Raw genomic sequence first — 13,615 nt, forward strand, 5'->3', positions numbered from 1 at the left:
GACGACGGCCTGCGCAACCCAAACAGGGTCGCGCAGGCCATCATCACGCAAGCCCGGGATTTACCAACAGCGTCCACACGGACGGGGCCCTTCCCGTTTGCTCCGCCCGTCTCCCGTTCGTCCGTTCGCTCCCGTTCCTCGGGAGGCCGGAAGCCGGGCAGGCTGGGCGGTGCGGGCGAAGGAAACGCGAAGGACATGCGAAGAACGCGCGAAGCCCCGGCGGTGCCGTCCGGCGTTTCCGGCGGAGACCCCGCAGGGCATGAGAAAACCGGCGTCGAGGGCGATGTACGCGCCTCGCGCCGGCGAAGGGGAGGAAGGCAGGGGAAGATCGGGGGGCGGCGTACGTGGCCACGTAGCGCCGCCCACGATCCCCGCACGGGTCCGGGCGTGTCCCGGAGAGGCGGGTTCAGACCTCGACCGACATTCAGACCTTGAACGACATGGTGATGAACGTCCCCGAGGCCCCGGTCTCGAACTTGATGTCGGAGCTGACCATCCGGGCCACCCACAGGCCCATGCCGCTGGTCGCGTGCGGCCCGGGGGGTGTCTCCCCCGGGTTGGGGCCGGGGTCCCACTGACCCTCGTCGTGGATCTCCACGACGAGGGTCCGGCCGACCGTCCACATCCGCAGCACGGCCTTGGCGGTGGTGTGACCGTGGGTGACCGCGTTGGTGGCCACCTCGTTCAGCGCCACCAGGAAGTCGGCGAGGCCCTCCTGGGACATGCCGCTCCGCACGGCCTGGGCGGAGGCGAAGTCGCGCACGTCGGGAAGGTCAGGGAGGCAGAAGGCGAGCTCGGCGACAGCGGCTCCGGCCGGGATCATCGGGGAACGGCCGCCGCTCGCCGTGAAGCGAGCGGGACGAACACCGTCCTCGTTCACCCGAGATCCGCCTCCCCTGTCCCAGTCCGCCGTTGTCCTCAGCATCCGGGATCCATTCAAACGCACCTTACGCCACGTCCGTTGTCGCCGACTTGGGTGCCCTGTAACGAGCGGTGTATTCAGCATTCGGCGACAAGTTCCTCGCGGAGCTGGTCAAGCACCTTCCGCAGGATACGGGAGACGTGCATCTGGGAGATCCCGAATTCCGCCGCTATCTCGGCCTGGGTCATGTTGCCGAAGAAGCGCAGCAGGAGGATGTTCTTCTCCCGCTCCGGCAGCTTGTCGATCAACGGCTTGACCGCCTCGCGGTCCACGAGCGTGCCCAGCGCGTCGTCCTCGTCGGGGATGACGTCGCCCAGCGCGGCGGCGTCGTCGTCGGCGCCGAGCGGGGCGTCCAGCGAGAGGGCGCTGTAGGCGGCGGAGGCGTCGAGGGTGAGCAGGACGTCCTCTTCGGAGATGTGCATCTTCTTGGCCAGCTCGGCGACCGTGGGGGCGCGGCCGAGGTCCTGGCTGAGGTCGGAGACCAGGCGGTTCAGCTCGGCTCTGCGCTCCTGGTAGACGCGGGGGACGCGGATGGCCCAGGTGCGGTCGCGGAAGTGGCGCTTGACCTCACCGGTCATGGTGACCACGGCGTAGCCGCGGAAGGGGTGCCCGAGAGTCGGGTCGAAGCCGTTGATGGCCTTCATCAGCCCCACGTACGCGGCCTGCAGGAGGTCCTCCAGCGGCTCGCCGCGGTAGCGGTAGCGGCGGGCGATCTCCATGGCGAGGTGGCGGTGCATCTCGACGATGCGCTCACGCAGACGCTCGGCGCGGTATTCGGAGATCTCAGGCAGGGACATCTCGGCGAGGAGTTCCTCGGCGGTCATGTCGGTGAGTGCGAGTGCCTGAACAGACATTGCTGCTCCCTGGTATTACTGTCGGGCGAGCCGACCACGGAAGCAACATCCGGGCAGACGGCATCGCCTCGACCTGTTTTTCGAGGCGAGGCCCTCTGCTGGACCTCTGGTTCCATTATTGCCCGGAATCCTGGAGTATTACTCGCCCCCAGGTAACAGTAAGGTTGCTAATCGAATGGCACGAGGAGGCCCTGAGTGACGGTGTCGGAGAACGGCGAGAGATCGGCAGCCCTGACTCTCACGTCGGCGCTCGTCAGTGGGATCAACGTGATCCGGGTGACGGGTCTGCTGGACGCGACGACGAGAGATCAGTTCGCCGACTACCTGGCGGCGGAGACCGGCGAGCACGGTCTCGACATGGCGCTGGATCTGAGCGGGGTGACCTTCATGGACTCACGCGCGCTGGGACTCATCGTCCACCACTGGCAGGTCAGCACCACCGCGGGCGCCAAGTTCGCCCTCATCGGAGTGGAGTACGCCAAGACCAAGGTGATGTGGATCACCGGTCTGGCCCAGCGTCTGCCCCTGTACGACACGATCGACGACGCGATCGCCGCCTTCGGCTAGCGGCCGATCGTCTCGGCCGGCCGGGGACCACCCCGGCCGGCCGAGACGATCAAGTACCGATCACCGAGGGCGGGGCCACCGGCAGGGGTTTCAGCCCTCTTTGTTCTCTTTCTTCGCCTCGCGGTTGCGCTGGTGCTCCTCGACCAGCAGCTTGGCCAGGTCGGCGACCTTCACCTGGTGGTGCTGCGAGATGCGGCGCAGCTCGTCGAAGGCCGCCTCGGCCGAGCAGCCGCTGGACTTCATGATGATGCCCTTGGCCTGGTCGATGATCGCCCGGCCGGCGAGGGCCTCCTGCATCTGGGCCGCGTCGGTGCGGACCTCGTCGTAGTCCCACATGTTGGCGAGGGCCACCCCCACCTGCTCGGCGAGCATCTCGGCCAGCGGCGGGACGTTCCTGGCCGCGAAGACGCCGGGGCGCACCCCGTACATGCCGAGGACCAGGACGGCGTGCTCGATGACGATGGGCATCGCCAGGACCGAGCGGACGCCGCAGCGGACGGCCATGCCGGTGTACGCCGGCCAGCGGGGCTCGCGCAGGACGTCCTGGACGATCACGTGGCGCCCGGTGGCGCGGGCCTCGGACGAGGGGCCCTCGCCGAGTTCCTCCTCGCTGTCGAGAAGCACGATGAGCTCGCTGTGGGAGGCTGAGACGACCATACGCTCCCGGCGCCAGAGCTCGGCGGAGCCGCCCGCGCAACCGGGCACACCGCCCGCGAGGGTGGCCGTGAGCCCGCGCAGCACGCTCTCGGTCGACGTTTCCTCACTGACCCTGCCAAGGACCGCGAGGTCCCGGGCGAGAACGGGGGTGACCATGTCCATCTCGCGACTCCCCTTGTCTGTGTCGCTAACTTAACCACTATCCGACCACGCATCGATTCGACCTACCGGGTGGCGTACCGTCTACGACGGGACCAGCCCACTCCGGCCCCTGACGAGGACGAGCATTGACCGACGCCATTGGCCTTCAGACCCTGGAGCAGGCGCTGAACGCGCTGACCACCAGGGTCTCCTCCCTGCGCGAGGCGAAGTCCGCCTACCCCGCCGACCCCCGGTCCACACTCGACGCGGCGCTCGCGGAGCTCGACACCGCCCGCGAGCTGCTGGACGCCTCGGTGCGCGAGCTGCGCAAGGCGCCCAAACGCTCGGGCGAGCGGGAGAGCGGGTCGCAGCGGGAGCTCAAGCTGCTGCGGCAGGTGTTCCGTACCTTCCCCATCCCGGTGGTGGTGCTGGACGCCTCGGGGGTGGTGCGGCGGATCAGCGCCGAGACCTCCCGGATGCTCGGCAGTCCCGCGGGATACCTGATCGGCCGCTCGTTCCCGCTGTTCGTCGACGTCTCCCGGCGGGCGGCGTTCCGCTCGCACCTGACGGCGGTCCAGCAGGGCGGCCAGACCGCGACCCTCCAGACGCGGCTGGCCCACCAGGGCCGCGCGCACACGGTGCAGCTGGCCGTCACCCGGCTCACGATGCCGGGCGAGCCGCAGGAGATGGTCGCGGTCATGATCCTGCCGCTGGAGGCGCAGGTGGCCGGGCCGCCCCACGGCCCGGCCGACCGCTCGGACGCCGCCCTGGTCATGGCCGCGGCGCGCCGGCAGGAGCTGCTGGCCAGGATGACCCGCCTGCTGCTCGACGAGGAGAGCCTGCGCCAGCCGGTGACCGTCACCAGGGCCTCCCGGCTGCTGGCCGCCGAGTGGGCCGACTGGGTGATCGCCGACGTGGTCCGCGACGGCATGCCCAGGCGGGCCTGCGTGCTCGGCCCGAGCGACAAGCCGGTGACCCAGCTGGTCCGCCTCGCCGAGGGGATGAACCCGCTGACCGCGCCGGCCGTCGCGCACGTGCTGACCGGCGGTTCTGGCGTGGTGCACGAGATGCTGGAGGACGACGGGCTGCTCGGCGACGTCCCCGGTGGCCCGCCGCTGCTGCGGGTGATGGGGGCCGCCTCGGTGCTGATCGTGCCGATCGGCGGTGAGGAGGGTGTGCTGGGCTCGCTGACCCTGGTGCGGCTGCGCGACCGCGAGCCGTTCTCGCTGGCCGATCTCGGGCTGATGGAGGAGATCGGCGTCCATCTGGGGCTCGCGCTGCGCGCGCGGCGCAGCTTCCAGACCCGCTCGCGGGCGGCCGACGCACTGCGTACCAGCGTGGTGCCCCGGAGCCTGCCGGACATCCCGGGATTCGAGGCGGCGGCCATCTACAACGCGGGCTCCAGCCCGGTCGGCGCCGAGTTCTACGACGTCTTCCGCGCCGGCGAGGGGTGGGGGTTCGCCCTCGGGGGCGCCGCGGGCAAGGGTGAGGAGGCCGCGTCGGTCAGCGCCATGGTGCGCAACGGCCTGCGCGTGCTCAGCGTCTGGGAGACCGACCCCGGCGAGGTGATGCGCAAGCTGAACCAGGCCCTGACCGCCCAGCACAACGGCATGTTCGTGATGGCGGTGACCGGGTTCATCAAGGCGCGCAAGATCAGGCTGGCCAGCGCGGGGCACCACCCCGCCGCGCTGCTGCTGCCCGACGGCGGGGTGCGGTTCACCGCCGGGGGCGGCGTTCCGCTGGGCATCGCCCCCGAGGCGGAGATGTTCACCGAGGAGGTCACGCTGACCTCCGGCCAGACCCTGGTCTTCTACTCCGACGGCCTGGTGGCCTCGCAGAACGAGCTGGGCGAGTCCTACGGCGAGACCAGGCTGGCGGACGTGCTGGCGCGTTGCGTGGCGCAGTCTCCCGCCGAGATCGTCAAAACCGTGGAGGAGGACCGGCACGCTTTCTCCGGCGGGAGAGTTTGGGATGAGATCGTGATACTCGCCCTCCGTGTCGTATAGCTTGACTAACTCGGTGTGACCCGTCGGTTCCGCCGAGCGACGAGGGGCCGCGCCCGGCGGCGCCCGTGTCCGACGAAGTGGGGCGGGGTATGGGATCGCTTCAGGATCGGCCCTCTTCGGGTCGGGTCGAACCGGGCGAGGGGACCCGTCCCTCCTTCTCCGGCCTGGCCGGGTCCGGGATGCTCGGATGACCTCCATCCACCAGGCCGCGGTGTACGGCTCCGACGGGCGTTTCCTGGCGATGGCGCTGCCCTTCGTCCGGGACGGGCTGGCCAAGGGCGACCCGGTGATGGTCGCGACCACCTCGGCCAATCTGGAGCTTCTCGGGGGTGCCCTGGGCAGGGACGGCAGGCTGGTCGACTACGCGGAGACGGCGTTCCTGGGCCGCCGGACGGTGGAACGTGCCACCGCCTTCCACCGCTACTGGCAGCGGCGCGGCGCCGAGGCCCCGCGCGGCGGGCACGTGCGGATCCTCGCCGAGCCGGTGTGGGCCGGACGCTCGCCCGCCGACGTACGGGCCTGGCAGCGCATGGAGTCGGGCCTGAACCTGCTGCTGCGCGCCACCAACGTGTGGATGATCTGCCCGTACGACGAGAGGACGGCGGATCCGGGGGTGGTGGCGACCGCGCGTCGTACCCACCCCACGCTCTCCGAGGACGGCGTCTCGATGACACCCTGCCCCGAGTACGCCGAGCCCGCGGACTTCATCGGCGAGTGCGACTCCTTCCCGCCCCTCGAACCACCGGGTGACTCGGCCGCCGCGCACGTGGAGACGCTCCACGCCCTGCGGGTGTTCGTCACCGGCCACGCGTCCTTCATGGGGCTGAGCCACGACCGCGCGAAGCTGCTCTCGGTCGCCGCCTGCGAGGTGGCCGCCCTGCTGGGGCCGCCCGTGACGGTGCGGATGTGGGAGCGGCTGGGCGCGATCACCTGTCACGTCGACCGCCGGGGCGGGCGTGTCGCCGATCCGGTCGCCGGCTTCCTCCCGCCGGGTTCGGTGGCCGGCCCCGGCGACGGCCTGTGGATCGCCAGGCAGCTGTGCGACCGCCTCGACATCCACAATGACCGGCGCGGATGCGTGATCCAGCTGCACGTCCCGAGTGCCAGGGCCGAGGAGTCGCGGCAGAGCAGGTCCTATTAGCGAGCCCGGTTCCCTGTCGAGGGTTTGGCTTTGGCGGAGATCGGGGTATGGTTGACCTCATACAGACGTGTGCCTAAGACGCAGGCACCCCTGAAGGAATCACAGGCTTTCCATGCCTAATCTCCTCCCAGAGGTGTGCCGTGAACATTGCATTCGTCTCCTCCGAGGCTCTCTCCTCCACCCAGGACGAGTCCGACCTCGCCGCCCAGCGGGCTCACCTGATGGCAGTCGCCCGTGAGCTCGGCCGCGAGCACAAGGTCACGATCTACAGCCGGAGGAACTCCGACTCGGAGAAGTCCAAGGTCCGCGTGTCGCAGGGCGTCACGCTGGAGAACCTGACCGCCGGGCCCGCGCAGAACCTTCCCGAGGACGGCGTCCTGCCCTACCTGTCCGACCTCGGCGACCAGCTGATGCACCGCTGGGGGCAGGAGCGCCCGGACGTCATCCACGCGCACTCCTGGACCGGCGGGCTGGCCGCGATCGCCGGAGCGAACGGCCTCAACGTGCCGTTCACCCAGACCTTCAGCAGCGAGAACACCCGCGACGCCAAGAAGGTCCGGCTGCAGCGGGCCATCGGGCGCCGGGCCAGCGCGGTGATCGCCGGGTGCGGCGACGAGGAGAGCTCGCTGATCCGGCTGGGCGTGCCGCGCCGCAACATCTCGGTCATCCCGTGCGGCGTCGACGTCGAGCGGTTCCGCCGCCAGGGTCCGGCCGCCGCCCGCGGCACCCGGCCCCGCCTGCTGCACGTCGGCCCGCTCACGGCCGACAAGGGCGTGCACACCGCGATCCGCGCGCTGGAGGGCATCCCCGAGGCCGAGCTGATCATCGCCGGTGGTCCCGCGTCCGTGGACCTGGAGCACGACGCCGACGCGCACCGCATGATGCTGCTGGCCAAGGAGATCGGCGTCGACGACCGGATCACGGTTCTCGGTCACATCCCGCACTCCTCGGTCGCCAAGCTGATGCGCAGCGCCGACGTGGTCGTCTCGCTGCCCAGGGAGGCGCCGGCGGGCGTTGTGGCGCTGGAGGCCATGGCCTGCGGCGTTCCCGTCATCGCCTCCGCGGTGGGAGCCCACCTCGACTCCGTGGTGGACGGGGTGACCGGCCTGCTGGTGCCCGCCGACCGTCCGGCGCAGACCTCCCGCCTGACCCGCGAGCTGCTCGCCGACCCGACCCGTCGCACCGCGCTCGGCTTCGCCGGTGCCGACCGCGCCCGGTCCCGCTACTCGTGGGAGCGGATCAGCCAGGAGCTCGTCCACGTCTACGAGAACGCGCTGTCCGGCTCCGCCCGCTGACCGCGCCCGCCGCGCCGGTCGGCACCGCGGGCCGCGCGGGGAACGCACTCCGAGACCGGGGGTCCTGAGAAGGGCCCCCGGTCTTTCGCGTACGGAACGCGTGGTGACCGGTTCGCGCGGGGCCCCACGACCGAATCGCGTGACACCCGCGACCGGCTTCCGCGCCGCCTGGAACCGGGCCGCACGGTCCCGCGACCGGCTTCCGCGCCGCCTGGAACCGGGCCGCACGGTCCCGCGACCGGCTTCCGCGACGCCTGGGACCGGGCCGCACGGTCCCGCGACGTCTACGACCGGGTCGCGCGGCGGTGCAGGACGACGCCGAGACCGCTGGCGGCCAGCAGGACGACCCCGGCCACGACCAGGATCACCGCGCCGCCCACGGCCCCGTCCGTCCAGTCCCAGACGGCCTCGGGGACGGCGAGCGTCAGCCCGGCCACGCCACTGACGATCAGCACCCAGGTGCGCCGGCGCCCGTACAGCGCCAGGCAGGCCAGCGCGATCACCGCGGTCAGCCAGTATCCCCAGGCGCCTCCGTCCCACAGGACGGGCCACTGGCCGCCGAAGATCGCGATGGCGGCGCCCATGCCCAGCCCCAGGTCGCGAGGGATGAGCAACCCGGCGAGGGCGGCCACCAGGATGAGCACGCCCAGCGCGACGTAGGCCAGGCCCCAGCCGGCGCCCTCCTCGGCGGAGGCGTCCATCAGGCCGGTCACCGTGAGCAGGGCGAAACCGCCGCAGGCCAGCAGGCCGATCGCGGTGGGCAGCAGCGCGTAGGCCGCCGCCGCGACCAGCAGCCCGGCCACGCCGGCGACGAGCACCTCCTGGCGGTCGACCGCCACTCCGGCGCACAGGGCCGCCGTGCCCGAGCCCAGCGCGGCGAGCGTGGCGGCGACCCTGCCCTGCACGGCGGCCGTCCTGCCGGTCGCCGACCGCGCCGCCGCGCCGAGCCCCGCGGCCACCGCCAGCAGGAGGAACGTGACCACGGCGAGGACCGTGATCCTCGCCGGCTGGGTCATCCGGTCCCAGCCCAGGCCGACGAAGGCCGCGGCACCGGCCAGGACGAGCCCCCCGCCGACGTACGCGAGGATCTCGCTCCACCTGACCCGGTCTCCCGCTCCCGGCTCGCGCAGCGCCTCGCCGACGGCGAGGGCGACCGGCTCCACCTGCTCGGCGCGGAGCTCACCGGACTCCACCAGCCGGGCCAGCGCCCGTCGTACGGCGTCAACGTCGTCCATGTGCGAAATCGTGGCACAGCCGGGCAGGGAGAGCACCCCCCCGAACCCGTGGGACGTATGCGAAAACGGGATACCTCTGTTACTGGAGTGCGATCGTTGCTTTGATGTTCCCATGTCGATTCGTGGCGCGTTCCTGGGCGTTCTGGCCGCCTCCCTCGCGTTCTCCTCGCTGACCGCGCCGGGCGCGTCCGCGCAGGCGAGCCCGTCCGCCGCTCCCGGGTGGGGCGCCCCGGTCCTGGTGGAGAACTTCAACGGCACCCGCGTCGACGGCCGCAGGTGGGTCGTCTACCACTCCCCCGGCGCCGAGACCAACCCGCGCACCGGGCGGGCCACGAGCGTGGGCGGCGGCGTCCTGCGGCTCAAGGGCGGGTTCTACGGCGGCAGGGACCTGTCGGGGGGCATCGCGACCCGCAGCGCGCAGCGGTACGGGCGCTGGGAGGTGCGGCTGCGGGCCGAGCGCGGCGCGGGCTACACCCCGGTGGCGCTGCTCTGGCCGTCCGACCAGGGCGGCGGGGAGTACGCGGAGGTCGACTTCGCCGAGATCATCGACCCGAGCCGCAGGTCGGGCGGGATCTTCGTGCACCGCGGCGACCGGCCCCAGGCCCAGCGGCAGATGCGGGCCGACTTCACCCGGTGGCACACGGTCGCGGTCGACTGGCTGCCCGGCCGGCTGACGTTCTGGCTGGACGGCAGGAAGGTGTGGGACTACCGGGGGCCGAACGTGCCGAGGAGCCGCTCCATGCACCTGACGCTCCAGAACGACGTGACGTGCAACGAGTGGTCGCCGTGCCGCAACCGCTCCACTCCCCCGACGGTCAGCATGTACGTGGACTGGGTGAAGGTCTACCGGGCCCCCGTCTGAGCCCTCGTCTGAGCCACAGCCTGAGCCGCCGTCTGAGCCGCCGTCTGGCGGGAGCCGGTGGGGCCGGTGAGGCCGGTTGGTCAGAGCAGGTGGGCCGCCTTGAGGGCGAGGTGGATGAGCAGGCGGTCCTCGCCGTCGGCCAGGTTCCTGCCGGTGAGCCGTTCCGCCTTGGCCAGCCGGTAGTAGAGCGTCTGGCGGTGCACGCCGAGCGCGCCGGCGGTCTCCTGGACGTGGCCGGCGCGGTCGAGGTAGCCCTCCACGGTCCTGGCCAGCTCCGTGTCCTCGGCCAGCCCGGCGATCTCCTCCGCCAGCTCCCGCAGCCCCGCCGGGGACATCCGGGCGAGCAGCCGGTAGACGCCCAGCCCCGGCCAGGTGGCGACGGGGGCCAGCGCGGGCACCCGGCCGGCGACGCCGAGCGCGTGCACGGCCTCCCGCCAGCTTCGCCAGGCCTGCGCGGGTTCTTCCCTGGGGGCGCCGACGCCCACCACCGTCGCGTACATGCCCTGGATCCGGTCGGCCAGCTCCTCCGCCTGGCCCGCCGGGACCAGGAGGGCGACCAGTGGCTCGCCCCGTACCGGGAACGCGGGGTCGGCGAGCACGGCGCGCGGGAGCGTCCACAGGGCGGCGACCCGGTCCGGGGAGGTGCGGGCGGCGATCGCCGCCACCGGGCCGCGCACGTCCTCCAGCCGCGCCAGCGCCCGGGAGCGCTCCTCTGCGTCGGAGGAGAACAGCTCCCGCAGGTTCGCGCCCAGGTCCTGGCGGCTGCGGGCCTCCTGCGCCAGGGCGGTGGCGGCCCGGGAGACCAGGTCGCCGACCGAGGCGAGGGCGTCGTCGCCGAGCGTGCCGTCGTCGAGGAGCCACAGGTAGCCGTAGGTCACCTCGTGGTGCCGCAGCGGCACGCACACCCGCGCGAGCACGCCCAGGTCGGCGTCGGCTGGGATGCGGACCGGCCCGCGGGCCCCGGCGATGCCGTACCCCTCGAAGTAGGCGCGCACCTGGTCCGTCGCGCGGCGCCGCAGGATGGACTCCTGGCGCACCACGTCGATGTCGCCGCTCTGCGCGGCGTAGGCCAGGAGCTGGAAGGCCCGGTCCTCCAGGGTGGCCGAGGCGCCCAGCCTGGCGGCGATCTCGTCTACCGTCTCCTGCAACACCCCACCATTGTCGTACATATGTATGAACGCCCCACCCGTTGGTCGTGGCAGATGCACATGATGGCCGCGCGAGCCGAGGTTTTAGGCTGAGAACATGCTCGGTTCTCTCCTTCTCGGCGCATCCCGGTTGCCGTTGGTACGGCGCACGGTCTCCGGCGTGCCGCTGACGCGCAAGGTCGTCGATCGCTTCGTCGCGGGCGAGACGCCCCAGGAGGCGGTCGAGGCGATCCGCGGGCTCGCCGCCGCCGGCCTGGCCGTCACCGTCGACCACCTGGGTGAGGAGACGCGGGACTCCGCCGCCGCCATCCAGACGGCCGGGGCGTACGTCACGCTGCTCGGCGCGCTGGACGGGCTGGGGCTCGGGGACCGGGCCGAGGTGTCGGTGAAGCTCTCCGCGGTCGGCCAGGCGCTCGGCGCCGACGGCGACAAGATCGCTCTGGAGAACGCGCTGCAGATCTGCGAGGCGGCCGCCGCCTCCGGGGCGAGCGTGACCCTCGACATGGAGGACCACACCACGGTCGACTCGACGCTCGCGATCCTGCGGGCGCTGCGCGCGGACTTCCCCTCCACCGGTGTCGCCGTGCAGTCCTACCTCTTCCGCAGCGAGGCCGACTGCCGTGACCTGGCGTACGAGGGGTCGCGGGTGCGCCTGGTCAAGGGCGCCTACGCCGAGCCCGCCTCGGTGGCGCACCAGAACAAGAACGAGGTCGACAAGGCCTACGTACGCTGCCTGCGCATCCTCATGTCGGGCGCGGGCTACCCGATGGTGGCCACGCACGACGACCGGCTGATCGCGATCACCGAGACGCTCGCCGACCGGTTCGCCAGGTCGCAGGGTGACTACGAGTACCAGATGCTCTACGGGATCAGGGCCGACAAGCAGCAGGCCCTGGCGGGAGCGGGTCACACCGTGCGCGTCTACATCCCGTACGGGGACGACTGGTACGGCTACTTCATGCGCCGGCTGGCCGAGCGCCCGGCGAACGTCGCCTTCTTTCTTCGTGCCCTTGGAGGCAAGTAATGGATGCCATCTCCACCGTTCCCGCCCCGTCCAACGAGCCGGTGCTCGGCTACGCGCCCGGCAGTGCCGAGCGCGCGGCGCTGGAGAACCGCGTCAAGGAGCTGGCCGGGGCACAGCTCGACCTGACGATGACGATCGGCGGCGAGCAGCGGATGGGCGGCGGCGCCTCGATCGAGGTGGTCCAGCCGCACAACCACGCCTCGGTGCTGGGCCGCACGGCGGACGCGAACGCCGACGACGTGCGCTCGGCGATCGACGCGGCGCTGGGGGCGGCGCCCGCGTGGCGCGCCATGCCGTTCGACGAGCGGGCCGCGATCTTCCTGCGGGCCGCGGACCTGCTGGCCGGCCCGTACCGGCAGACGCTGAACGGCGCGACGATCCTGGGCCAGTCCAAGTCCGCGCAGCAGGCGGAGATCGACGCCGCCTGCGAGCTGATCGACTTCCTGCGCTTCAACGTGGACTTCGCGCGGCGGCTGCTCAGCGACCAGCCGGTCTCCTCGCCCGGGGTGTGGAACCGGATGGAGTACCGGCCGCTGGAGGGCTTCGTCCTGGCGATCACGCCGTTCAACTTCACCGCCATCGCCGCGAACCTGCCGTCGGCGCCGGCCCTGATGGGCAACGTCGTCGTCTGGAAGCCCTCCCCCACCCAGCAGTTCTCCGCGCACTTCACCATGCGCCTGCTGGAGGAGGCGGGGCTGCCGCCGGGCGTCATCAACATGGTGACCGGCAACGGCGCGGCCGTCTCCGAGGTCGCGACGACCCACCCGGAGCTGGCGGCCATCCACTTCACCGGCTCCACGCCGACCTTCCAGCACCTGTGGTCCACGGTCGGCGCCAACATCGCCTCGTACCGGTCCTACCCGCGCCTGGTCGGTGAGACCGGCGGCAAGGACTTCGTGCTCGCCCACCCCTCGGCCGACCCCGCGGCGCTCACCACCGCGCTGATCCGCGGCGCGTTCGAGTACCAGGGGCAGAAGTGCTCGGCCGCCTCCCGCGCGTACGTGCCGCGCTCGGTCTGGTCGGTGATCCGCGACGAGCTCGTGAGCACCGCCGAGTCGCTCACCGTCGGGGACGTGGCCGCGGACCTGTCGACCTTCATGGGCGCGGTCATCGACGAGCGGGCGTTCGCCAAGAACAGGGCCGCGATCGACCGGGCCCGCTCGCTCGACTCGATCAACGTGCTGACCGGCTCGTACGACGACTCGACCGGCTACTTCGTGCGGCCGACCATCCTGGAGTCCGCCGACCCCACCGACGAGATCTTCGTCAAGGAGTACTTCGGGCCGATCCTCGGCGTGCACGTCTACGACGACGCGGACTTCGACACGGTCCTGGACCAGATGGAGAGCGTCTCGCCGTACGCGCTGACCGGCTCGATCATCGCCAGGGACCGCTACGCGATCACCTCGGCGTCGGAGCGGCTGCGCTTCGCGGCGGGCAACTTCTACATCAACGACAAGCCGACCGGCGCGGTCGTCGGCCAGCAGCCCTTCGGCGGGGGCCGCGCGTCGGGGACCAACGACAAGGCCGGGTCGATCCTCAACCTGACCCGCTGGGTCAGCGCCAGGACCATCAAGGAGACCTTCGTGCCTCCGGTCGACCACCGCTACCCGCACATGGGGTGAGGTTCCTCGGGTCGGGCGACGCGGCAGCCTGATCTCAAGAAGTTCGGCTTTCCCGGACAGGCCGGAAACGAGTGGCGCCTGGACTTCGTATGCGAAGTCCAGGCGCCACTCGTTTCCGGCCACAGCCGAGGTACGGCC

12 protein-coding genes are annotated in these 13,615 nt (G+C 71.6%); 7 read left to right on the top strand and 5 right to left on the bottom strand.

What is annotated here, in order from left to right:
- Positions 1–424 precede the first annotated feature (424 nt).
- Positions 425–925: an ATP-binding protein gene (locus ACTOQ1_RS05030; RefSeq protein WP_362675950.1), complete on the bottom strand. Its 501-nt coding sequence runs from the start codon at positions 923–925 to the stop codon at positions 425–427.
- Positions 926–999: 74 nt separating this feature from the next.
- Positions 1,000–1,776, bottom strand: a complete 777-nt coding sequence (locus ACTOQ1_RS05035) for a SigB/SigF/SigG family RNA polymerase sigma factor (protein ID WP_440064797.1) — start codon at positions 1,774–1,776, stop codon at positions 1,000–1,002.
- A 195-nt stretch (positions 1,777–1,971) separates the two neighbouring features.
- On the opposite strand from ACTOQ1_RS05035, the gene ACTOQ1_RS05040 reads away from it, so the two are divergent.
- The gene (locus ACTOQ1_RS05040) at positions 1,972–2,343 is read left to right on the top strand and encodes an STAS domain-containing protein (protein WP_329093567.1); all 372 of its coding nucleotides are present in this window, start codon (positions 1,972–1,974) and stop codon (positions 2,341–2,343) included.
- 90 nt (positions 2,344–2,433) lie between these two features.
- Here the strand turns inward: ACTOQ1_RS05040 and ACTOQ1_RS05045 are convergent, their stop codons facing one another.
- Entirely contained in the window at positions 2,434–3,162 is a 729-nt protein-coding gene (locus tag ACTOQ1_RS05045; protein ID WP_440064800.1) for an ANTAR domain-containing protein, read from the bottom strand.
- Positions 3,163–3,287: 125 nt separating this feature from the next.
- Between ACTOQ1_RS05045 and ACTOQ1_RS05050 the strand changes: the two genes are divergently transcribed.
- From ACTOQ1_RS05050 to ACTOQ1_RS05060, 3 genes are all read left to right on the top strand, one after another.
- Positions 3,288–5,147: a SpoIIE family protein phosphatase gene (locus tag ACTOQ1_RS05050; RefSeq protein WP_440064801.1), complete on the top strand. Its 1,860-nt coding sequence runs from the start codon at positions 3,288–3,290 to the stop codon at positions 5,145–5,147.
- A gap of 187 nt (positions 5,148–5,334) precedes the next feature.
- Positions 5,335–6,288, top strand: a complete 954-nt coding sequence (locus tag ACTOQ1_RS05055) for an anti-sigma factor RsbA family regulatory protein (RefSeq protein ID WP_440064803.1) — start codon at positions 5,335–5,337, stop codon at positions 6,286–6,288.
- Positions 6,289–6,428: 140 nt separating this feature from the next.
- Positions 6,429–7,583: a glycosyltransferase gene (locus ACTOQ1_RS05060; protein ID WP_440064804.1), complete on the top strand. Its 1,155-nt coding sequence runs from the start codon at positions 6,429–6,431 to the stop codon at positions 7,581–7,583.
- 284 nt (positions 7,584–7,867) lie between these two features.
- Here ACTOQ1_RS05060 and ACTOQ1_RS05065 read toward each other — a convergent pair whose 3' ends face one another.
- Positions 7,868–8,818, bottom strand: a complete 951-nt coding sequence (locus tag ACTOQ1_RS05065) for a hypothetical protein (protein WP_440064806.1) — start codon at positions 8,816–8,818, stop codon at positions 7,868–7,870.
- Positions 8,819–8,930: 112 nt separating this feature from the next.
- On the opposite strand from ACTOQ1_RS05065, the gene ACTOQ1_RS05070 reads away from it, so the two are divergent.
- Positions 8,931–9,680 (top strand): glycoside hydrolase family 16 protein, encoded by a 750-nt coding sequence (locus ACTOQ1_RS05070; protein ID WP_440064808.1) that lies wholly within the window; start codon positions 8,931–8,933, stop codon positions 9,678–9,680.
- 80 nt (positions 9,681–9,760) lie between these two features.
- On the opposite strand, the gene ACTOQ1_RS05075 is transcribed toward ACTOQ1_RS05070, so the two are convergent.
- Positions 9,761–10,831, bottom strand: a complete 1,071-nt coding sequence (locus ACTOQ1_RS05075; protein WP_440064809.1) for a PucR family transcriptional regulator — start codon at positions 10,829–10,831, stop codon at positions 9,761–9,763.
- A 94-nt stretch (positions 10,832–10,925) separates the two neighbouring features.
- On the opposite strand from ACTOQ1_RS05075, the gene ACTOQ1_RS05080 reads away from it, so the two are divergent.
- Both ACTOQ1_RS05080 and pruA read left to right on the top strand, forming a co-directional pair.
- Entirely contained in the window at positions 10,926–11,852 is a 927-nt protein-coding gene (locus ACTOQ1_RS05080; protein WP_440064811.1) for a proline dehydrogenase family protein, read from the top strand.
- Positions 11,852–13,477 (top strand): L-glutamate gamma-semialdehyde dehydrogenase, encoded by a 1,626-nt coding sequence (gene pruA, locus ACTOQ1_RS05085; protein WP_440064812.1) that lies wholly within the window; start codon positions 11,852–11,854, stop codon positions 13,475–13,477. Before ACTOQ1_RS05080 ends, pruA begins: the two co-directional genes overlap by 1 nt.
- The last annotated feature ends 138 nt before the right edge of the window (positions 13,478–13,615 follow it).

It is taken from the genome of Streptosporangium sp. OZ121, assembly GCF_051918885.1.
Lineage (GTDB): Bacteria > Actinomycetota > Actinomycetes > Streptosporangiales > Streptosporangiaceae > Streptosporangium.

Excerpts from the sequence above, each read along its gene's own strand:
- ACTOQ1_RS05030 (WP_362675950.1), bottom strand. The coding sequence starts at position 925 with ATGCTGAGGACAACGGCGGACTGGGACAGGGGAGGCGGATCTCGGGTG.
- ACTOQ1_RS05035 (WP_440064797.1), bottom strand. The coding sequence starts at position 1,776 with ATGTCTGTTCAGGCACTCGCACTCACCGACATGACCGCCGAGGAACTC.
- ACTOQ1_RS05045 (WP_440064800.1), bottom strand. The coding sequence starts at position 3,162 with ATGGACATGGTCACCCCCGTTCTCGCCCGGGACCTCGCGGTCCTTGGC.
- ACTOQ1_RS05055 (WP_440064803.1), top strand. The coding sequence starts at position 5,335 with ATGACCTCCATCCACCAGGCCGCGGTGTACGGCTCCGACGGGCGTTTC.
- ACTOQ1_RS05065 (WP_440064806.1), bottom strand. The coding sequence starts at position 8,818 with ATGGACGACGTTGACGCCGTACGACGGGCGCTGGCCCGGCTGGTGGAG.
- ACTOQ1_RS05070 (WP_440064808.1), top strand. The coding sequence starts at position 8,931 with ATGTCGATTCGTGGCGCGTTCCTGGGCGTTCTGGCCGCCTCCCTCGCG.
- ACTOQ1_RS05080 (WP_440064811.1), top strand. The coding sequence starts at position 10,926 with ATGCTCGGTTCTCTCCTTCTCGGCGCATCCCGGTTGCCGTTGGTACGG.
- pruA (WP_440064812.1), top strand. The coding sequence starts at position 11,852 with ATGGATGCCATCTCCACCGTTCCCGCCCCGTCCAACGAGCCGGTGCTC.